The organism is Levilactobacillus namurensis DSM 19117 (assembly GCF_001434785.1).
GTDB classification, from domain to species: Bacteria; Bacillota; Bacilli; order Lactobacillales; family Lactobacillaceae; genus Levilactobacillus; species Levilactobacillus namurensis.
In genome coordinates, this window is the sequence record NZ_AZDT01000006.1 from 66,643 (window position 1) to 88,424 (window position 21,782).

Sequence of the window (21,782 nt, forward strand, 5' to 3'; positions counted from 1 at the left end):
GTTGGGTGAGGAATTAAAGGAGCGTGGCTATTTCATGGCTGAAACCACGATGGACAGTTTATTAGTCCGGATTAATGAATTGGCCCACAAAGCGAAGGGTGCGGGTCTCAACGAAGATGAGAAGGCCGAACGGGCCGATCTGCGGCAGAAGTACCTGAAGCTGTTTCGGGAGAGTTTCCGGAGTCAAGTTGAGATGATGCAGGTCTACGATAAGAACGGTAAGGAAGTTACGCCGGAAAAGGTCCGTCAAGTTCAACGCGAAAAGGGCTTGCGGAACGATTAGTGGGTTAAAGAGGGGGTCTTTTTGAGATTCGCTCTTTTATTTTGTCTTAAGATTGTGTAAACTTGGTTAATGAATGCTGTTAGTAAGGGAGGGAATCGTCTTGGCAACTTGGATCTGGATTTTGATTGTAATCGTCGTGGGACTGGCTTGTGCCTTTGGGGGCTTCTATGGTGCACGACGTTACATGGAAAACTACCTGAAAGACAATCCGCCTATCAATGAAGATCAATTACGAGCAATGATGTTACAGATGGGGCAAAAGCCATCCCAACGGAAACTCCACCAAATGATGAACGCGATGAAGCAACAATCTCGCAAATCAAAGTAGACTTCATGATTAAGAAAGACTCGCCGTCAGCGTTAGTTGAACGGGGAGTCTTTTTGATTGTCATTGGAAAGAATTGCGTTAGACTGGAAAGAGTCTGCTATAATGGAATTCTAATTGTATTTTAATTTAAGGAGGGATCGCGCTTGAGTATCTTTAAGAAATTGTCATGGTACTTTCGCCTGGAATGGCGACGGTATCTGATTGGGGTCATTGGGCTGCTGCTCACGGCAATTATCGCGATCATTCCACCACGGATTATCGGTAACATGGTGGATAGTATTCACGGCCGGACCATGACGGGAACGCTATTGGCCGTTGATTTGGCTTTGGTCGTAGGTGCGGCGATTGCGCAGTACCTGACCCGTTACCTGTGGCGGAATGCCATTTGGGGTGGCGCGGCACACTTGGAACAACTTCTGCGGGACCGGTTGTTTCGCCACTTTATGAATATGGACCGGACGTTTTATCAACGTTACCGGACGGGTGACCTGATGGCCCACGCGACCAACGACTTGGAAGCCGTGCAGCGAGTCGCTGGTGGGGGGATCCTTCAGTTTGCCGATGCCATCATTACGGGGGGCACGACGTTGATCGCGATGATGACGTTGATCAACTGGCGCTTGACCTTGCTGGCAATCGTGCCTTTTCCGTTCTTAGCAGTGGTTTCATGGTACCTGGGACAGAAGATCCACCGGGCGTTCGGCCGGTCGCAGGCGGCTTTTTCACGCTTAAATAATAAGGCTCAGGAGAGTATCAGCGGGATCAAGGTCATCAAGGCTTTAGGACAAGACCAGGAAGACATTGACGACTATGATCAGCAGGTCGACCAGACCATTGCGATTAATCGCCACGTTAACTTTTTGGATTCATTATTTGACCCCGCAATTACTTTAATTATTTCAATATCCTATGTGGCTACCATTGTGTTGGGGGGCTTATTTGTGGCCCACGGGACCATTACGATTGGCAACTTAGTCTCGTTCATCAGTTACTTGGCCATGATGGTTTGGCCGATGTTTGCGGTCGGAATGCTGTTCAACACCATGGAACGGGGGAATGCGAGTTATGACCGGGTCATGGAACTGTTACGGCAAAAGAGCAAGATCATTGACCGGACCGACGGCTTGACGGAACATCCCCAGGGAACGCTGGCCTACCATATTCAAGCTTTCAACTACCCGGATGATGCCCAGACGAGTCTCCAAGACATCAACTTTGATCTTAAAGCGGGACAGACGCTGGGGATTGTGGGCCGGGTCGGTGCGGGTAAATCGACCATTATGAAGCTGATTTTGCGAACGTTCGACGATTACCAAGGCGAGATTCGCTTCGGGGGTCACCCGATTAAGGACTATGCGCTGGACAGTTACTTGCCCGCGATTGGGTATGTTCCGCAAGAAAGCTTCCTGTTTTCGGATACGGTGTTTGAAAACATTCGCTTTGCGAAGGCGACTGCCACGCGGGCTGATGTGATCCAGGCGGCGCAAAAGAGTGATCTGGCCCACCAAATCGACCTCTTGCCAGACGGGTATCAGACCCAGGTTGGTGAGGATGGTATCTCGTTATCCGGGGGACAACGGCAACGGTTAGCGATTGCCCGGGCATTATTGATCGATCCAGAGTTATTGATTCTAGACGATGCCTTGTCCGCCGTGGATGCCGAGACGGAAACGGAAATTCTGGCTAATCTGCGAGCTGAGCGGGCCAATAAGACCACGATCATTGCGGCTCACCGGTTAAGCTCGGTGATGGAAGCCGATGAGATCTTGGTCCTTGACCAAGGACGCATCGTTGAACGGGGCACGCACGCCAGTCTGATGGCGGCCCACGGCTGGTACGCCAAGATGTTTACGCAACAACAACTCGAAACACGGGTTAGAGGGGGGAAACCGACATGGCGACTAAACCACATGAATCAGCATGGGCCCGTAGCATGACCCTAAAAGAGCAATTGACAGTGGTGGGGGAACTCTTCAAGTTCGCAGCCCCCTATAAATGGTTCTTCATTGGTTCGGTGTTATTATCAGCTTTTATTAGTGGTATCAACGTCTTCCTACCTTGGTTGCTCCAAGTTTACATGGATAACTTCTTGCGCCGGGGCAACGCGACGTTAGCGATTATGTGGCTGTTTGCGGGCCTGTATTTTCTGGGGATGGTGGTCAAAGCTGTTTCCCAGTTCTGGCAGGACTATACCAGTACCATGGGCGCTGAGTACATGCTGGAAAGCGTCCGACGTAAGATGTTTGCGGACCTGCACGGTAAGGGCATGCGGTACTTTGACCAAACACCGGGCGGGTCGATCCTGTCACGGTTAATGAACGATACCATGACGTTTTCCAACTTTTGGGCGTTGTTAAATACCCTGATCTTGGCCGTGTTTGCGGTGGTCTCGTCCTTTATTGCTATGGCCTTGACGGACTGGGGCGTCGCTTTGGCCACGCTGATCTTAGTGCCATTCTTACTGTTTGTGATCTGGTACTACCAGAGCTTCAGTTCGCGGGTCTATCGGCGGATGCGGGAGCGCCTGAGTGAGCTGAACACCAAGCTGAGTGAAGCCATTACGGGAATTAGCGTGATTCAGGAGTTCCGGCAAGAAAAGCGGATGGCGACGGGGTTCAAAAAGACCAACCGCGCCTACTATGATACTCGGCGAGCGATGATCCGGACCAACTCACTCCTGTTGAGCCCGATGATCAACCTGTTCTACGCCTTAGGAACGGTGATTGTCTTGGGGCTTTTCGGGATGCGGGGGATGCACCAGGTCGTTGCGGCCGGGGTAGTCTACGCGTTCATTACGTATTTGAACAACTTCTACAGCCCAATGAGTCAGATGATGGATAACCTAAGTGACTTTCAAAACGGGATGGTTGCGGGATCGCGGGTGATGCGTATCTTAAATGACCGTACGCTTGCCCCTCAGCAACACCCGGTGGCGGATGCGAAGATCACCCGTGGTAAGGTAGAATTCCGCCACGTGACCTTTGCTTATGATCAAGAGCACCCGGTTTTAAAGGATGTCTCGTTCGTAGCAGAACCTGGGCAGACCGTGGCCCTAGTGGGGGAAACGGGATCGGGGAAGACCTCGACGATTAACGTGTTGATGCGCTTCTATGAATTTCAGAGTGGCCAGGTCTTGATCGATGACCGGGATATCCGGGAGTACCCAGCAGCGGAGTTACGGTCAAAGCTGGGACTGGTCTTGCAGGAACCGCAGTTGTTCTATGGCGATATCCAGAGCAACATTCGGATGTTTAATCCGAACATCTCGGATGAACAGGTTCGGCAGGCCGCGAAGTTCGTGCAGGCCGATGAGTTCATTGACCGGTTACCGGAGGGCTATGCCACGGCGGTCTTAGAGCACGGGTCGGAGTACTCCGCGGGACAGCGGCAGTTGATTACCTTTGCACGGACGGTGGCGACGGACCCGAAGATCTTGATTCTCGATGAGGCCACGGCTAACGTGGATACGGAAACGGAAACCATGATTCAAACTGGTCTCCAGCGGCTGCAAGCGAACCGAACGACGGTAGCGATTGCGCACCGACTCTCGACGATTCAAAATGCGGACCTGATTCTGGTCTTGCATCAAGGAAAGATCGTGGAACGGGGAACGAATGATGAGCTGATGCAACATCACGGGTATTATTACGACATGATTCAGTTGCAAAACGCCGCGCATGCGGATGACCTACAGTCATAACCCCGCATTTGGGGCCTAACCTTGGCACCTAAAGACGCTAAAAAGAAAAATTCCGCCTCTCAAGTGGTTAAGTCATTTGAGAGGCGGAATTTTTTCTGATTTTGATTTAAAATTGCGGGTGCAAGGGGTGCAACTGATCAATCAGGCGTTAGGGTGTTCGTGGTGTTTCTCACCAGAGACGTCAACGTAATGGAAGTTCGGGTCGATTTCTTGGTCTAGTTGGTTGAAAGCCGCTTGCATCTGGGCTTCGACCTGTGCTTGACCTGCTTCGTCCAGCTTTAATTTACGGTCGATGGTAATCGGTTGGCCATAGGCGACCGTGATGTGTTGACGGCTGAAGAGCCGTTTGAACGTCAGTGGCCCTTGGTAGACCGTGGGGATGAGCGGAACCTTCGCCATTTTGGCAATCACGGCCGCGCCCCCCTTGAGTTCTGACGAGTGACGACTTCCTGAGGGGAAGATGATCAGGGAAAGGTCACCTTGACGTAAAGTTCGGACAGGGGTTTTAATAACAGAAGGCCCCGGATGGTCCCGGTTGACCGGGAAGGCATTGGCATGGCGTAAGATCCATCGTAAAATAGGGTTCTTAAAGAGTTCTTCTTTAGCCATAAAGCTAAATTGACGGGGACTGGCACCCAATGCAAAGTAGATGGGGTCGAACCAGGTCCGGTGCGGGCCCACCAGAATGTACGGGCCGTCTGGCAGCTCGTCACGGTGCAGGTAAGTTGGCCGACCGTTAATGACGTAGACGATGACCCGGATGATCCCCCGTAAAAACGAATAGAACATGTGTGACACTCCTCTCACAGTGAATCTGTATGAATCTAGTATGCAAAAAAAGTGCAGGAGTTGCAAGTTATCCTGTTAATCAGCAGTAGAAAGGAATTGCCGATGACAAAACCAACGTTACGGCCGGATGAACGTATCGACCAACTCTATAGTCAAGATATTCAAATCATTCAAAGCCCAGAGGTGTTTGCCTTTTCCCTCGATGCGGTGCTTCTGGCGGCGTTCGCAAAGCTACCGGCTAGAGCGACCAGCCGCACGGTTGACCTGTGTGCGGGGAACGGAGCCGTGGGTCTGTTTATGAGCCACCGGACTAAAGGACAGATTGCGGAAGTCGAATTACAGCCGCGATTAGCCGACATGGCCCGGCGAAGTATCGCATTAAATGGGTTGGATGACCACATGACGGTGTACCAAGGCGACTTGGCACAGGTCAACCAGTGGATCCCTAAGGATTCGGTGGACGTGGTGACCTGCAACCCGCCGTACTTTGAGGACTTGCCGGATAGTCAGAAGAATCCGAACCAGTACCTGGCCATTGCACGGCACGAGATCACGACGAATCTGGCGACCATTGTGGCGACGACTAGCGGCTTATTGAAGATGAACGGGAAGGCCTACTTTGTGCACCGCCCCGATCGATTACTTCAGCTCCTGACGCTGATGGGCCAACACCGGCTCGCACCTAAGCGAATTCGATTAGTGTACCCTAAGCCGGGCAAGGAAGCCAACATGGTACTGGTAGAAGCTATTAAGGATGGTAAGCCAGGGGGACTTAGGTTCCCGGCTCCGCTGACGGTCTATGATGCAACGGGAAACTATCAAGCAGAAGTGAAGCGATTATTGTATGGATAATTCACAAACTTATTATTTCTATGTTTTACTATGTGCTGACCAATCGCTGTATGGCGGGTTTACCACGGACGTGGCCAAACGCTTTGCGACGCATTTGGCAGGGAAGGGGGCCAAATATACGCGTGCGCACAAACCTTTGCGGGTTTTGTACAGTGAAGCCTTTGATTCTAAGCACGATGCGTTACACGCAGAATGGGCGTTTAAGCATCAAAGTCGCCAAAAAAAGCTCCTTTTTTTAAAAAAACACGGGATTCAAGTAAAGATTTAGCTCCTTGACTAATCAAACAACAGATTTTGTGTTAAACTGTACAAGTGCATCAGATATACAGGAAGTAGAATTTTAAGGAGGAACTTTACTGTGAAGATTATTGCTTATGGAATTCGCGACGACGAACAACCTTACTTGGAACAATGGTCTAAGGATCAAGGTATCGAAGTTAAGGCTGTTAAGGAACTGCTGGATGACAGCACGGTTGATTTAGCTAAGGGCTATGACGGTGCCGTTGTCTACCAACAAAAGCCTTACACGGCTTCCGTATTAGACAAGTTAGCCGCTAACGGTGTAACGAACTTGTCTTTACGGAACGTGGGTGTTGATAACGTTGATGCTGACGCTGTTAAGCGTAACGGCTTCAAGGTTACTAACGTTCCTGCATACTCCCCAGAAGCAATCGCTGAATTCACGGTTACTGAATTAATGCGGTTATTACGTCGGACGCCTACGTTCGACCGTAAGCAAGCTAATGGTGACCTGCGGTGGGCTCCAGATATCGCCGACGAATTGAACTCCATGACGGTTGGTGTTGTGGCTACTGGTCGGATCGGCCGGGCCGCTATGAAGATTTACCAAGGCTTCGGTGCCAAGGTTATCGCTTACGATGTCTTCCATAACCCTGAATTGGAAAAGCAAGGGATCTACGTGGACACGATGGACGAATTATACGCCCAAGCTGACGTTATTTCCTTGCACGCTCCTGCAACCAAGGACAACGAAAAGATGATCAACGATGACGCCTTCAGCAAGATGAAGGATGGCGTTTGGTTGTTGAACCCTGCCCGTGGTGCCCTCGTTGACACGGATGCTTTGATCCGTGCCCTGGACAGCGGTAAGGTTGCCGGTGCTGCCTTGGATGTTTACGAAGACGAAGTTGGAATCTTTAACACTGACTTTGGTAGCTTCGATGCTATTCCAGACGAACGGTTGAAGAACTTGATGAAGCGCGAAAACGTGCTGGTAAGCCCACACATCGCCTTCTACACCAAGACTGCCGTTAAGAACATGGTTCAATATGCTTTGAACAACAACAAGCAGTTAATTGAAACGGGTAAGGCTGACAACGTGGTTAAGTTCTAAGACGTTTCAGAAACTCGATGAATCTAAAAAGGCCATCAGCATTTGCTGATGACCTTTTTTGTGGCTTATGCCGTCCGCGTTAGGGTGGTGAGGGCCAGTAACAGGTCCTGCAACTCCGCGGGATTCTCTACGGTCTGATCGGGGATCCAATCGCCGTCAGGAACTTCTAGATTGCGGTGATTGAACCAGAAGGCTTGCCAGCCAGCCTGTTTGGCGGCTCGCACGTCCATACTGTAGCAATCACCGACGTAGACGCTCTCGCTGGCCCGTAGGTTCAACCGACGATTCATCGCGGTGAAGATCTGGGGGTCGGGCTTGGCTAGACCGACTTCTTCGGACGTCAGGATAGCGTCGCGGTCGATCCAGCGGTGCATATTCAAGTTCATCACTTTGGTCAACTGGTGTTCCGTGTGACCATTTGTGATAATTCCCAATTGATAGCGCGCCTTAAGCTGATCAAGCGCGGTTGCTAGTCCAGGAAAAAGTTTGATTTCTTGAAGCCCTTGTTGGTACGCTTCTTGGAAGGCTAGGGCGGCCTCTGGAGTAACCGGTGGTAAGTCCTGAACGTGCAGAGCAGCGTTCAAACGTTGAACGGCCATTTCATCGGCCGACCAATTTCCCTTAGCCAACTGTGCGTAAGCCGCCGCACTTTGGCGCCGGTAAGCCTGAAACGTCGGGGTCAAATCAAAACTGGATGGAAGCTGAACAATCGGCGCGAGGGCAGCTACAAAAGGTGCCTTTTGGTCGTAGAGCGTGTCATCAACATCAAAGACGACCGCTTTTATCATGTGCGTTTCCTCCTGTCTAAGTCCCTAGCAGTTTATCACACCTCAGCCTAAAAGCCAATTTTTCGTAAAATATTCCAGGATTTAGCTTGTGTTTAGTCGGTTCGTTTTGTATAATAACTGTCGGTGCGTATGCGCCAATTCACACCTGACGTGATGGCCTCGGTAGTGCTCGGGAGAGTTCTGGGGTCGTGTGAGCGTTGGGGAGGAAATCAAAAACTATTTGGAGGCATTTTACTATGGCTGTTATTTCCATGAAACAACTGCTTGAAGCCGGTGTCCACTTTGGTCACCAAACCCGTCGTTGGAACCCTAAGATGAAGCAATACATCTTTACGGAACGGAACGGTATCTACATCATCGACTTACAAAAGACGGTGAAGTTGATCGATGCTGCTTACAACTACATGAAGGACGAAGCATCTAAGGGTGCCGTTGTTCTGTTCGTTGGGACTAAGAAGCAAGCTCAAGACTCCATCGAAGAGGAAGCTACCCGTGCGGGTCAATTCTACGTTAACCACCGTTGGTTAGGTGGAACGTTGACCAACTGGGAAACGATCCAAACGCGGATCAAGCGGCTTAAAGATTTGAAGAAGATGGCCACTGATGGGACGTTCGACGTCTTACCTAAGAAGGAAGTTTCCTTGTTGAAGAAGTCTCAAGACAAGTTGGAACGGTTCTTAGGCGGGATCGAAGACATGCCTAAGTTACCTGACGTTATGTTCATCGTTGACCCACGTAAGGAACAAATCGCGGTTCACGAAGCACAAAAGTTGAACATTCCGATCGTTGCGATGGTTGATACCAACACTGACCCAGACGACATCGACGTTGTGATTCCTTCTAACGACGACGCTATCCGTGCCGTTCGTTTGATCACTTCCAAGATGGCTGATGCCATTGTTGAAGGCCGTCAGGGTGAAGACCAAGTTGACGAAAAGACTTTCGAAGGCAAGAAGGATGACGCTGCTAAGGATAACAAGGCAAAGTCTGACAACTCCATGGAAGACATCGTTAACGCTGTTGAAGGCGACAACAAGTAATTAAATGCGGAGTTCCCTGCGGGGGACCTTCCAAATATATGCTTTAAAGCACCTTAGGCTGGCTTAATTAGGACCGATCATGGCCTGAGATTGAGTCAGCCTTTTTTGGTGAATTGAATCCACTATTTTAAATTGAGGAGGCCATGACACATGGCAAGCAAGATTACGGCGGCACAAGTTAAGGAATTACGTGACAAGACGCAAGTCGGTATGATGGACGCAAAGAAGGCCCTGGTTGCTTCTGAAGGCGACATGGACAAGGCCATCGACTTCCTGCGTGAAAAGGGAATCGCTAAGGCTAAGAAGAAGAGCGGTAACGTTGCGGCAAACGGTTTAGCTAAGGTGGAAGTTGCGGGTAACACGGCAGCCATCATCGAAGTTAACTCCGAAACGGACTTCGTGGCCACTAACGACACGTTCAACGGCTTAGTTGACACGATTGCGGACACGATTGCTAAGCAAGAACCAGCTGACTTGGATGCTGCTTTGGCATTGAATACGGCTGATGGGAGCACCATCAACGACGCCATCGTGAAGACCACGCAAGTGACTAGCGAAAACGTTCAATTACGGCGGTTTGCTGTGGTTAAGAAGACCGACAGCCAAGTCTTTGGTGCTTACTTACACCAAGGTGGCCAAATCGCTGCGTTGGTAACGTTGGACGGTGCTGACGAAGCAACCGCTAAGGACGTTGCGATGCACGTTGCGGCTATCAACCCAGAATTTGTTTCCCGTGAAGACATCCCAGCCGACCGGTTGGCTCACGAACGGGAAGTTCTGAAGCAAGAAGCTTTGAACGAAGGCAAGCCTGAAAAGATCGTTGAAAAGATGGTCGAAGGTCGTCTGCACAAGTTCTTATCTGAAATCAGCTTAGCTGACCAACCATTCGTTAAGGATGGCGACCAAACGGTTAGCCAATTTGTTGCCAGCAAGGGTGGCAAGTTAGTGAACTTTGTTCGTTACGAAGTTGGTGAAGGTATCGAAAAGCCAACGGTTGACCTGGCCAAGGAAGTCCAAGACCAAATCAACGGTTAAGATAAGCGTTAACCGAAAAGGCGTAGCTGCCCAGGCAGTCTACGCTTTTTTGATGAACATTTTTCTAACGAAATGGTGAATTCACAACACCTGACTATCACTAACCCTGGGAATATGATAAAATTGTTCTCAGAATATAATAGGAGGAAACAGCATGGCGGACGTAAAGTATCAACGGATTATGTTAAAGCTCAGTGGCGAAGCTTTGGCCGGAGACAAGGGGTTTGGCATTAATCCGCCAGTAATCAAGACGGTAGCGGAAGAAATTCGAGATGTTTATAATCTTGGAATTCAGATTGCCATCGTTGTCGGCGGTGGGAACATGTGGCGGGGAATCGCCGGTTCTCAGATGGGAATGGAACGGGCCCAAGCTGACTATATCGGCATGCTGGCCACCATTATGAATGCTTTGGCTCTGCAGGACAACCTGGAATCCATCGGGGTGCCAACGCGGGTTCAAACGTCGATTGAGATGCGGCAAATTGCCGAACCTTATATTCGGCGGAAGGCCATTCGGCACTTGGAAAAGAAGCGGGTCGTCATCTTCGCGGGTGGTACGGGGAGTCCGTACTTCTCAACGGATACGACGGCGGCTTTACGGGCTGCCGAAATCAACGCCGACGCCATTTTAATGGCGAAAAACGGGGTTGATGGCATTTATTCAGCTGATCCAAACAAGGACCCTTCGGCGGTCAAGTTTGATAAGCTGACGCAATTAGATATCATTAATAAGGGCTTGCACGTGATGGATACCACGGCTAGCTCATTCTCCATGGACAACGATATTCCCGTAGTGGTGTTCAACCTGAATAAGAGCGGTAATATTCGCAAAGTTGTCGAGGGAGAAAACATTGGGACCACAGTTTATAGTAAGGGGTAATTAAGATGGCAGATCAGATTATTACAACCGCATCAAGTAAAATGAAAAAGGCCGAAGAAGCCTTGAAACGGGAACTGGGAACGATTCGGGCCGGCCGGGCCAACGCCAGCATCCTGAACCGGGTCATGGTGGAATACTATGGCACCCAGACGCCATTGAACCAAGTGGCATCCATCACGATTCCTGAACCCCGGGTGCTGATGATCACGCCGTTCGATAAGTCGTCTTTAGATGACATTGAACGGGGAATCTTGGAATCCGATGTCGGCATCACGCCTTCCAACGACGGTTCGGCTATTCGGTTGGTCATTCCACAGTTAACCGAGGAACGGCGTAAGGAAATCGCTAAGCAAGTTAAGGCCACCGCTGAAAGTGGTAAGGTTGCCGTGCGGAACGTTCGACGGGAAGCCATGGATAGCCTGAAGAAGGGCCACAAGGATGGCGATTACACGGATGACCAACTCCATAACTTAGAGGACCAAGTTCAAAAGGAAACGGATAAGGCCATCAAGGGTGTCGACGCCATTGCGGCGGATAAAGAAAAAGAAGTTATGACGGACTAGTTACCGACTAAAAGGAGAGTGCTGGATTATGGCAGAAGATAACCAACAAGAACCAGAAAACATTGAAATCACCCCCGGTTCCAAAGAATTTGGGAAGATGGTCTTTCGTTTGAACAACCCGGTCAACGCCGAGAATGTTTCGGTCTTGAACTACAACGGTGCTGAATTGGAGGAAATCCAAGACGGTGTCTACGCCCAACCAGCTTTTGTCAGTGATGATTTCAACTTGTTCTTCGTGGTCACCCAATTGATTGGGGATGACTGGATCGTGGCGTTCTCCAAGGCCACGATTGAGAACGGCAACGAAATCACCGACTTATCCGATCCGTTACCAACGGGTGAGGGCTTGAACCTGTTGGGGCAAGTTAGCGCCGAAGACGCAAATAACCTGTTGAGCTATTTTGGCACGTTAACGGATGCGAAACGCGGTGAATGGCGGTTAATCGAATAATCGCACAAAGCTAAAGATTTCGCACAATTTTGGGGCTAGGATAGTATCCTAGCCCTTTTTTTGTTAAGATGAGAGGTTGTAAAGAGCAATGGAGGTGCGCTGTGTTCTCATTTTTAAGTAAGGATCAACAAACCGGCGAGGTCGCCGAGCGACAGCTTGATGAAAGCAACATTCCCGCCCACGTCGCCATCATTATGGATGGCAACGGCCGGTGGGCGCAGCAGCGGCATTTACCGCGAATCGCTGGCCATAAGCAGGGAATGAACACTGTGAAGACGGTCGCCAAAGCGGCTAGTCAGCTGGGTGTGAAGGTGTTGACGCTCTACGCGTTCTCAACGGAAAATTGGAAACGGCCGACAGCAGAAGTCAATTACCTCATGAAATTACCGGTCGACTTCTTTAGCACGTTCGTTCCGGACCTAGTGAAGAATAATATCCGCGTCAAAGTGATGGGGTATACGGATAAGCTTCCTGCAGCCACGCAACAAGCGGTACAGGATGCGATTACGGCGACTCAGGATTGTACGGGGATGGTTTTGAACTTCGCCTTGAACTATGGTGGCCGGGCCGAAATCGTCACGGCGATGCAGCAATTGGCCCAACGCGTTCAAGCGGGCGATTTAGCGCCGGAAGCCATTGACGAAGCCTTGATCAGTCAACACTTGATGACGGGTGACTTGGGGGACTTACAAGACCCTGACCTGTTGATTCGGACCAGTGGGGAAGAGCGACTGTCGAACTTTATGCTTTGGCAGGTCGCCTACAGCGAGTTTGTCTTCATGGCGGACCATTGGCCGGACTTTGATCAGACGACGTTAGAACGGGCCATCTACGCTTACCAGCAACGGCATCGGCGGTTTGGTGGCTTAACCAATAAGTAAATTCTTTATATTGAGGAGCTTGGAAGATGAAACAACGGGTTATTACGGCGATCGTGGCGTTAGTTATTTTTATTCCCATTATTATTGCCGGCGGAGTTTGGGTCGATATTGCGGCCTTTGCATTAGGGTTAGTGGCGTTATCGGAAGTCTTGATCATGCGGAAGAAGTTGTTGATCAGTCCGGAAGCCATCATTTCGGGACTAGGGATCTTAGTGGTGATTGCGCCAACGACGTGGTTCAACCACTTACCCCACTATCTTACGTCGTGGTATTTGGTTTACTTGTTCGTCCTGTTACTCTTAGTGCGGACGGTCTTCTCCCGCAACCGGTTCTCCTTTGACGACGCCGGGGTGATTACGCTGAGCATGTTATACATCGGAATCGGGTTCCACTTCTTCGTGGCGGCCCGAGCCGTGAGCTTGGTCACCTTATTGTACGCGCTGTTCATTGTCTGGCTGACGGATTCTGGAGCCTACATGATTGGCCGGAAGCTGGGGCGGCATAAATTAGCGCCGCACATTAGTCCTAATAAGACTTGGGAAGGGTCCATCGGGGGCACCCTGGTCGCAACGATTCTGGTTTCGATTTTCTGGTACTTCTTCCCGACCGGGGACTACAGTCTGATTACGATGGTGGGGTTGACGTTGATCTTCTCCATCGTAGGTCAATTAGGGGATTTGGTAGAATCCGCTTTGAAACGCTACTACGGCGTCAAGGACTCTGGGAAGATTCTTCCGGGTCACGGGGGAATTTTAGACCGGTTTGATAGTTTACTGTTAGTTCTACCCGTGATTCATCTCTTTGGTTTGATTTAGAGTGACACGTTCGCTTGCGTCCGCGCGGGGGCTAAGGTATGCTTAAAAGCAGCAATTAAGACTACGGACTGAAGAAGGGACGACATCTGTGATTACAACGATTATTACCTTTATCATTGTCTTTGGTATCTTGGTCATCGTGCATGAGTTTGGGCATTTTTACTTTGCCAAGCGTGGCGGGATCCTGGTACGGGAATTCTCCATCGGTATGGGACCTAAGCTGGTCTACCACCGGGGGAAGGACGGGACAACTTACACGTTACGGCTACTCCCCGTCGGCGGATACGTCCGGATGGCGGGCGCCGAAGATGACGAAGAAGAGCTGAAGCCCGGGACGCCGGTTAGCCTGTATCTCGGGGCTAACGATACGGTGGAACGGATCAATACCAGTAAAAAATCGACACTGTTTAACGGCATTCCGTTAGAAGTCACGGCCACGGATCTAGAAGATGATTTGTGGATCGAAGGGTACGAGAACGGTGACGAATCAGCCGTTAAACGCTACCCCGTGGCGCATGACGCGACGATTATTGAAAATGATGGGACGGAGCTTCGAATTGCGCCACGCGACGTTCAGTTTCAAGCTGCTTCGCTGGGACGGCGTCTGGTCACCAACTTTGCGGGACCGATGAACAACATCTTGTTGGCTATCGTGACGTTTATGTTGATGGCGGTAGCTCAGGGCGGTGTCGCTATGGGCACCAACCAAGTGCAGGTGTCTACGACCCCGGTTTCGGTCGCCAAGCAAGCGGGAATTCGGAATAACGATAAGATTTTAAGCGTCAACGGAAAAAAGACTAAGGATTGGACAGCGCTGAGTCAGGCTATTCAACCCCGAGCTAACAAGGCCACCAAAGTGACCATTGACCGCAACGGGACGCTAAAGCACCTGACCTTAACGCCGAAGGGGGAAACCTCTAACGGAAAAACGGTCGGCATGATTGGCATCACGCAGGCCCAAGACAAGCGTGTGGGGACGATTCTGCTGTCCGGGTTCACACAGACTTGGACCATGACCAAAGCGCTGTTTGGTGCGTTATGGCACATGGTTTCGGGTCACTTTAGCTTAAACGACCTGGGGGGGCCGGTGGCTATTTTCGCCACAACTTCTGAGGCCGCCAAGTTTGGGTTGATCGGGATTCTGAACTTCCTGGCCTTCCTGTCTTTGAACTTAGCAATTGTGAATTTACTGCCAATTCCAGCCTTGGATGGTGGTAAAATATTATTAAACCTAATCGAAGCCGTTCGCCGTAAACCACTTTCGGAAAACGTGGAAGCGGGGATTACCTTAGTCGGGGTGGCCTTTTTGGTTGTCTTGATGTTGTTGGTAACCTGGAACGATATCGAACGCTACTTTATTCGATGATTAGGACGTTACGAGAAGGGAATATTTGACTATGAAGCAATCAAAACTACTCATTCCAACCTTGAAAGAGGTGCCGAATGATGCTGAGGCTCTCAGCCATCAAATGATGCTGCGGGCTGGTTATATCCGTCAGGTGACGGCGGGGATGTACGCCTACCTCCCACTGGCCTTTCGGGTCTTGACCAACATCGAAACCATCATTCGCGAAGAAATGGACAAGATCGACGCCGTGGAAACGTTGATGCCGGCGGTCTTACCGGCCTCTTTGTGGCGGGATTCCGGTCGTTACGAAACGTACGGCCCTAACCTGTTCAAGTTCAAGAACCGGCATGACAGTGACTTTATCTTGGCACCAACGCACGAAGAAACTTACACCATGTTGATTCGCGATGCCGTAAAGTCCTACAAGCGGTTGCCTCTCGTGATGTACCAAATCCAGGCGAAGTACCGTGATGAAGACCGGCCACGATATGGGTTGTTACGGGGTCGTGAATTCATCATGAAGGATGCCTACTCATTTTCCCTGGATGATGCTGATCTGGACCGGATTTATGGTCAGATGGAAGAGGCTTACGAGCGCATCTTCGATCGGATCGGGTTGAACTACCGGGCCATCGTCGGGGATGGTGGCGCCATGGGTGGTAAGGATTCCAAGGAATTTTCCGCCATCGCACCAGTGGGTGAAGACACCATCGTCTACTCGGATTCTTCCGACTACGCGGCGAACCTGGAAATGGCCAAGAGTCTCTTTATCAGTAAGAAGTCGCACGCGACGCCAGCTGATCTGGAGAAGATTGCCACTCCAGGGGTGAAGAGTATTGAGGACTTGGCGGCCTTCTTAAAGGTTCAACCAGCTGACCTAGTCAAGAGCATGCTTTACATGGCAGATAAGGACCAACCGGTCTTGGTTCTGGTTCGTGGCGACCACGAAGTTAATGAAACCAAGCTGAAGAATTACTTGAATGCGGACTTCTTGGACCCTGCAACGCCAGAAGATGCTGAAAAGTACCTGGGTGCTAGCTTTGGATCCCTCGGCCCGGTTGGCGTCGGCGAAGACGTTAAGATCTTAGCGGACCAATACGTGGGTGACATGGTCAACGTGGCCGTGGGTGCCAATGAAGATGGCCACCACTACATCAACGCGAATATTGACCGGGACTTCCGGATCGATGCTTACGCGGACTTACGGACGGTTCAGGCGGGGGATGTCTCCCCGGACGGCTCCGGCGTCTTGAAGTTTACTAAGGGAATCGAAATTGGCCACATCTTCAAGTTGGGGACGCGGTACTCAGATGCCTTGGGTGCAACGGTCTTAGATGAGAACGGGCGGCAACAACCCGTGGTCATGGGATGCTACGGTATCGGCGTGAGCCGGTTACTGTCCGCAGTGGCGGAACAACAAGCGGACGAACACGGGCTGGTTTGGCCCCGGAACATCGCGCCGTTCGACATTCACTTGATTCCGGTTAACCTGAAGAAGGCGGAACAAGCTGATCTGACGGCTGAACTGGAAAAGCAACTGACGGTTGCGGGATACCGGGTCTTGACCGATGACCGGAAGGAACGGCCAGGGGTCAAGTTTGCGGATTCCGACTTGATGGGGATTCCTGCTCGGATCACCGTCGGTAAAAAGGCCGGTGAAGGCATCGTCGAGATCAAGATTCGTAAGACCGGTGAGACGGTCGAAGTCATCAAAGACGAGGTCGCCAGCACCATTGAAATTTTGTTTAAAGATATTGACTAGCGTTTCGCGGGAGAAGGCCAGCTTGACTTGCTGGCCTTTTTTCGACGCGTAACGTCACGGAAAGGAGCTTCCTTGTGGACGAAGATCGGCACAGTTTATTTCAGAAACTCTTACAGCAGCTTGATTTGACCAGTATGGCGGATCAACCAGCCTTTCAGGGGGCCACGCTAAACAAGCTGACGGTTCATGACCAGTCACGCCGGTGGCATTTTTATCTGCAATTTCCGCAGATTCTGCCCTTCACCTTGTTTGCGGACTTCCATCAGCACCTGCAAATCGCGTTTCACGAAATCGCGACGGTGGGGGCGACCATGATCGTCGCTGAGCCGGAGCTGACCAACCGCTTATTAGGGGATTACTGGCAATGGGTCGTCAAGAATAGTGGCCTAACGAATAATCTGGTCATGGAGCTGACCCAATCGCAGGTGCCCGAACTGGATGCAGACGGGCGGGTTCTCCTGTACGCGCAGAACGAAGTGGTCAAAGATTTCCTGCAGAATCAGGCATTGGGGCCGCTGGAGGCGACCTACCGACAGGCGGGCTTCCCTAAGTTCAACATTCAGGTCATGGTCGACGAATCCAAGTCGCAGGCGAAGATCAATGAGTTTAAAGCTCGTCAAGAAAAGACGGATGCGCAACTGGCAAAGCAAGCGGCCGCGGCGATTGCTAAGGCTAACCAGAAGCGGCAATCGGATGAGCCGGTCGCCGCGAGTGGACCGACGCAGATTGGGAAGACCATCAAGGGGGACCAACCCGTTATGCGAATGGTCGATATTACCCAAGAAGAACGGTCAGTCATCGTTGAAGGCTACGTTTTCGATAAGGAAATTCGGAAGTTACGGTCCGGTCGGCAATTACTGACCCTGAAGATCACCGACTACACGTCTTCCATCGTGGTCAAAAAGTTCTCCCGTGGCGCCGAAGATGAAGCCCAATTTGCCGGCGTTTCCGAGGGAAGCTGGGTCAAGGTACGCGGGAGTGTCCAAGAAGACAGCTTCATGCGTGACCTGGCATTGAACGCCTACGACATCAACGAAGTTAAGCACGCTTCCCGCCAGGATACGGCGCCAGCTGATCAGAAACGGGTAGAATTACACTTACACACCACCATGAGTCAGATGGATGCGACCAATCCCATTGGAGACTTTGTGGGGCAAGCCAAGAAATGGGGAATGCCGGCGATTGGTATTACCGATCACGCCGACGTCCAAGGCTTCCCAGCGGCGTTTAACGCGGCGTCTAAGGCGGGCGTTAAGATGCTCTACGGGGTCGAAGCCAACTTGGTGGACGATGGGGTGCCCATTGGGTATAACAGCGCTCACGTGCCCCTAGATGGCGCAACTTACGTGGTCTTTGACGTGGAAACTACGGGACTATCGGCGATTTATGATAAAGTGATCGAATTATCGGCGGTCAAGATGCAACATAAGAACGTGATCGACCAATTCGAAGAGTTCATCGATCCGGGCTTTCCGCTGTCGGAACAGACCACGAATCTGACCAGTATCACGGATGATATGGTGGCGGGATCGAAGACCGAAGAAGAGGTCTTTAAGCTTTTCCGTGACTTCTGTGGTGACGCCATTATCGTTGGGCATAACGTCACGTTCGACGTGGGCTTCATGAACACGGGGTATCAGCGTCACGGGATGCCGGAAATCAGTAATCCCATTATTGATACCTTAACGTTGGCACGTTGGCTTTACCCGACGTTGAAGAGTTACCGGCTGAACACGTTGGCGAAACGGTTCCACGTGAGCTTGGAGCACCATCACCGGGCCGTCTATGATGCGGAATCAACCGGTCATCTGAACTACCTGTTCTTGAAGGACGCGGAGGAGCGCTACCATGTTCAGTTCCATGATCAATTGAACGATCATATGACGGACAACGACGCCTATAAGCATGCCCGACCGAACCACGCGATTATTTATGCGCAGACTCAGGCGGGGCTGAAGAACCTCTTCAAGTTAGTGTCGGCGTCGAACGTGGACTACTTCTACCGGGTTCCGCGGGTGCCTCGGAGCGTCTTAGACCATTACCGAGAGGGCTTATTAGTCGGCTCGGCGTGTGCTTCGGGTGAAGTCTTCACGGCGATGATGCAAAAAGGACAGGTTGAAGCGGCAGCTAAGGCGAAGTACTATGACTACTTGGAAGTGCAACCGCCCCAAGCTTACCAACCCCTATTGGAATCAAAATTGATTGCGGATAAAGAGCATTTATACGAGATCTTGAAGAACATGATTCAACTGGGTCATGACTTGAATAAGCCCGTGGTGGCGACTGGAGACGTACATTACCTGAATCCGGTCGATGCCATTTACCGCAAAATCCTGATTCATTCGCAAGGTGGGGCCAACCCACTGAACCGGCAAGAGTTACCACCAGTGCCGTTCTTGAGTACCGATGAAATGTTGAAGCAGTTTGACTTTTTGGATGATCAGACGGCTCACGAAATCGTGGTCACCAACACCCAAAAGATTGCTGACCAAATCGACGACATCCATCCGCTAAAGGATAAGCTGTACACGCCGCGGATGGAGGGGGCTGAAGACGAAATTCGGGAACGGACCATGAATACGGCCCATGCTTGGTACGGAGATCCGTTACCGGAATTGGTTCAGCACCGGGTCGACCGGGAACTGAAGTCCATTATTGGGAACGGGTTCTCCGTGATTTATTTGATCGCCCAACGGCTGGTAGCCAAGTCGAACAAGGACGGGTACTTGGTTGGGTCCCGGGGGTCCGTCGGGTCCAGTGTGGTCGCGACGCTCACGGGAATCACCGAAGTGAACCCACTCCCACCGCACTATCGTTGCCCGAACTGCCAGTACTCGCACTTCTACACCAAAGGGGAGTACAGTTCAGGGTACGATTTACCGGAAAAGAAGTGTCCTAAGTGTGGGACCTTGATGATCGGCGACGGGCATAACATCCCCTTCGAAACCTTCTTAGGATTCAAGGGAAACAAGGTCCCCGATATCGATCTGAACTTCTCCGGGGATTACCAACCGATTGCCCATAACTACACCAAGGTCTTGTTCGGTGAGAAGAACGTGTACCGGGCCGGAACCATCGGCACGGTGGCCGACAAGACGGCGTACGGGTACGTGAAGGCCTACGAACGGGATACTGAGCAGACCTTCCGGGGGGCCGAAGTAGACCGGCTAGCCAAGGGCGCGACCGGGGTCAAGCGGACCACCGGGCAACACCCCGCGGGGATCATCGTTGTGCCGGACTACATGGACATCTACGACTTTACGCCGATCCAGTACCCGGCGGATGACCAGAACGCGGCTTGGCAAACCACCCACTTTGATTTCCATTCGATTCATGACAACATCTTGAAGATTGATATTCTGGGGCATGATGACCCGACCATGATTCGGATGCTGCAAGATCTGTCCGGGGTCGATCCAACGACTATTCCGATGGATGACCCGGGTGTCATGGGGCTGTTCTCCGGGACGGATTCGTTAGGTGTGACGCCGGAACAGATCCAATCGAAGACGGGGACGCTGGGCGTTCCTGAATTTGGAACGCGGTTCGTGCGGGGGATGCTGGAACAGACTCACCCGCAGAACTACTCACAGCTCCTACAAATTTCTGGGTTGTCCCACGGGACTGACGTGTGGCTAGGTAACGCCGATGAGCTGATCAAGAACGGTACGGCGACGATTGCTAACGTTATTGGTTGTCGGGATAACATCATGACCGACTTGATCAACTACGGGTTGGATTCAGAAACGTCCTTCCAGATCATGGAGCAGGTGCGTCACGGTCGGGGCATCAAGGACGAGTGGCAAGAGAAGATGCGTGAAACCGACGTTCCCGAGTGGTATATCGATTCGTGTCTGAAGATCAAGTACATGTTCCCCCGGGCCCATGCGGCGGCTTACGTCTTGATGGCGTTGCGGGTCGCTTACTTTAAGGTCTACTTCCCCATCATCTACTACGCGGCGTACTTCTCCGTGCGGGCCGATGACTTTGACGTGGTCGCTATGTCGCAAGGTAAGACGGCGGTCAAAGCAGCGATGAAAGCCATCAACGACCAGGGGATGGACGCGTCTGCTAAGGACAAGAACCTGTTGACGGTCTTGGAGTTAGCGAACGAAATGCTAGAACGCGGTTACGAGTTTAAGATGATTGATCTGGAGAAGTCGGATGCTGCGGATTGGATCATTGAAGGCAAGACCTTGATTGCGCCATTCCGAGCCGCTCCTGGATTGGGGTTGAACGTGGCGAAGCAAATCGTGGCTGCCCGTAACGACCGGCCCTTCATCTCCAAGGAAGATCTGGCCAAGCGAGGAAAGGTTTCGAAGACGCTGATCGACTTCATGACTGAAAACGGCGTGTTGACCGGCTTACCAGACGAAAACCAACTAAGTTTGTTTGATGATATGATGTAAAAAATGGCGTTACCGGGAGTTCGTTGGTAGCGTTAGGGCCTCAGCTGAGCGTGTTTGCCAGCTGAGGCTTTTTTGGTAGGTTCGGGTTTGGCCAATCCCTTAATTAGCCGGATTTAAAGTATCGGAAACGCTTACAAAAGGAGCGATTGATGGTATACTGGAGTTGAGGAATTCCAAGCTTAGTACGACTCGACAATCACGAAAGTAGGTGATCACCATGTTACGGCAATTCACTAAATTACCCGATGGTTGGATCTTTTTCACGGGCTACTGCCTGATTGCGTTGGGGTATGTTTTGTGTGGGCTGTTGACTAGCGTTGTGGCTACGCCGTTTTTGGCTTTAGTTGTGACGTATTTTACAATTGCGTTTATCCTGACGATTTTTAAGGTGATTGGGTTACGGCGGATGGAATTGAGTCAATTAAACTTCTTGGTATTTGAATTTGTAACGATTTCAGGGTTCTTAATTCTCTTGGCAACCTGTGAGTAACCGCCTCAAGAGTT

Annotated in this window: 20 protein-coding genes; 18 read left to right on the forward strand and 2 right to left on the reverse strand. The window is 51.1% G+C overall.

Going from position 1 to position 21,782, the window contains the following annotated elements; translation table 11 throughout:
* The first annotated feature begins 34 nt into the window (after positions 1-34).
* The 4 genes from FD30_RS01100 to FD30_RS01115 all read left to right on the forward strand — a co-directional run bounded on the left by FD30_RS01100 (position 35) and on the right by FD30_RS01115 (position 4,311).
* Entirely contained in the window at positions 35-283 is a 249-nt protein-coding gene (locus tag FD30_RS01100) for a DUF896 domain-containing protein (RefSeq protein WP_024746148.1), read from the forward strand.
* A 100-nt stretch (positions 284-383) separates the two neighbouring features.
* Entirely contained in the window at positions 384-611 is a 228-nt protein-coding gene (locus tag FD30_RS01105; RefSeq protein ID WP_056943548.1) for a YneF family protein, read from the forward strand.
* A 143-nt stretch (positions 612-754) separates the two neighbouring features.
* Entirely contained in the window at positions 755-2,548 is a 1,794-nt protein-coding gene (locus FD30_RS01110) for an ABC transporter ATP-binding protein (RefSeq protein ID WP_056943549.1), read from the forward strand.
* Positions 2,506-4,311: an ABC transporter ATP-binding protein gene (locus FD30_RS01115; RefSeq protein WP_056943550.1), complete on the forward strand. Its 1,806-nt coding sequence runs from the start codon at positions 2,506-2,508 to the stop codon at positions 4,309-4,311. Before FD30_RS01110 ends, FD30_RS01115 begins: the two co-directional genes overlap by 43 nt.
* 141 nt (positions 4,312-4,452) lie before the next feature.
* Here FD30_RS01115 and FD30_RS01120 read toward each other — a convergent pair whose 3' ends face one another.
* Positions 4,453-5,100 carry a lysophospholipid acyltransferase family protein gene (locus FD30_RS01120; protein WP_024746152.1) on the reverse strand — a complete coding sequence of 216 codons (648 nt, stop codon included), beginning with the start codon at positions 5,098-5,100 and terminating at the stop codon, positions 4,453-4,455.
* A 102-nt stretch (positions 5,101-5,202) separates the two neighbouring features.
* On the opposite strand from FD30_RS01120, the gene FD30_RS01125 reads away from it, so the two are divergent.
* From FD30_RS01125 to FD30_RS01135, 3 genes are all read left to right on the forward strand, one after another.
* Positions 5,203-5,952 (forward strand): tRNA1(Val) (adenine(37)-N6)-methyltransferase, encoded by a 750-nt coding sequence (locus FD30_RS01125; RefSeq protein WP_056943551.1) that lies wholly within the window; start codon positions 5,203-5,205, stop codon positions 5,950-5,952.
* Complete coding sequence (locus FD30_RS01130) at positions 5,945-6,220, forward strand: GIY-YIG nuclease family protein (RefSeq protein WP_056943552.1); 276 nt, start codon at positions 5,945-5,947, stop codon at positions 6,218-6,220. Before FD30_RS01125 ends, FD30_RS01130 begins: the two co-directional genes overlap by 8 nt.
* Positions 6,221-6,310: 90 nt before the next feature.
* A complete protein-coding gene (locus FD30_RS01135) occupies positions 6,311-7,306 on the forward strand; it encodes a D-2-hydroxyacid dehydrogenase (protein ID WP_024746155.1) in 996 nt (331 codons plus the stop codon).
* A 65-nt stretch (positions 7,307-7,371) separates the two neighbouring features.
* Here the strand turns inward: FD30_RS01135 and FD30_RS01140 are convergent, their stop codons facing one another.
* Positions 7,372-8,094, reverse strand: a complete 723-nt coding sequence (locus FD30_RS01140) for an HAD family hydrolase (protein WP_056943553.1) — start codon at positions 8,092-8,094, stop codon at positions 7,372-7,374.
* 236 nt (positions 8,095-8,330) lie between these two features.
* On the opposite strand from FD30_RS01140, the gene rpsB reads away from it, so the two are divergent.
* From rpsB to FD30_RS01195, 11 genes are all read left to right on the forward strand, one after another.
* Entirely contained in the window at positions 8,331-9,134 is an 804-nt protein-coding gene (rpsB, locus tag FD30_RS01145; protein ID WP_024746157.1) for a 30S ribosomal protein S2, read from the forward strand.
* Between the two features lie 150 nt (positions 9,135-9,284).
* Positions 9,285-10,169: a translation elongation factor Ts gene (tsf, locus tag FD30_RS01150; protein ID WP_056943554.1), complete on the forward strand. Its 885-nt coding sequence runs from the start codon at positions 9,285-9,287 to the stop codon at positions 10,167-10,169.
* A 154-nt stretch (positions 10,170-10,323) separates the two neighbouring features.
* A complete protein-coding gene (gene pyrH, locus FD30_RS01155; RefSeq protein ID WP_024746159.1) occupies positions 10,324-11,049 on the forward strand; it encodes a UMP kinase in 726 nt (241 codons plus the stop codon).
* 5 nt (positions 11,050-11,054) lie between these two features.
* Positions 11,055-11,612 (forward strand): ribosome recycling factor, encoded by a 558-nt coding sequence (gene frr, locus FD30_RS01160; RefSeq protein ID WP_034544743.1) that lies wholly within the window; start codon positions 11,055-11,057, stop codon positions 11,610-11,612.
* 28 nt (positions 11,613-11,640) lie between these two features.
* Positions 11,641-12,063: a hypothetical protein gene (locus FD30_RS01165; protein WP_056943555.1), complete on the forward strand. Its 423-nt coding sequence runs from the start codon at positions 11,641-11,643 to the stop codon at positions 12,061-12,063.
* Positions 12,064-12,164: 101 nt separating this feature from the next.
* Complete coding sequence (locus FD30_RS01170) at positions 12,165-12,944, forward strand: isoprenyl transferase (RefSeq protein WP_186810757.1); 780 nt, start codon at positions 12,165-12,167, stop codon at positions 12,942-12,944.
* Between the two features lie 26 nt (positions 12,945-12,970).
* A complete protein-coding gene (locus FD30_RS01175) occupies positions 12,971-13,759 on the forward strand; it encodes a phosphatidate cytidylyltransferase (RefSeq protein ID WP_024746163.1) in 789 nt (262 codons plus the stop codon).
* Between the two features lie 88 nt (positions 13,760-13,847).
* Positions 13,848-15,125, forward strand: coding sequence for an RIP metalloprotease RseP (gene rseP, locus FD30_RS01180; protein ID WP_056943557.1), 1,278 nt, complete (start codon positions 13,848-13,850; stop codon positions 15,123-15,125).
* Between the two features lie 31 nt (positions 15,126-15,156).
* Positions 15,157-16,869, forward strand: coding sequence for a proline--tRNA ligase (locus FD30_RS01185; RefSeq protein WP_056943558.1), 1,713 nt, complete (start codon positions 15,157-15,159; stop codon positions 16,867-16,869).
* Positions 16,870-16,943: 74 nt separating this feature from the next.
* Complete coding sequence (locus FD30_RS01190; protein ID WP_082604762.1) at positions 16,944-21,278, forward strand: PolC-type DNA polymerase III; 4,335 nt, start codon at positions 16,944-16,946, stop codon at positions 21,276-21,278.
* Between the two features lie 217 nt (positions 21,279-21,495).
* Positions 21,496-21,768 carry a hypothetical protein gene (locus FD30_RS01195; RefSeq protein ID WP_056943559.1) on the forward strand — a complete coding sequence of 91 codons (273 nt, stop codon included), beginning with the start codon at positions 21,496-21,498 and terminating at the stop codon, positions 21,766-21,768.
* The last annotated feature ends 14 nt before the right edge of the window (positions 21,769-21,782 follow it).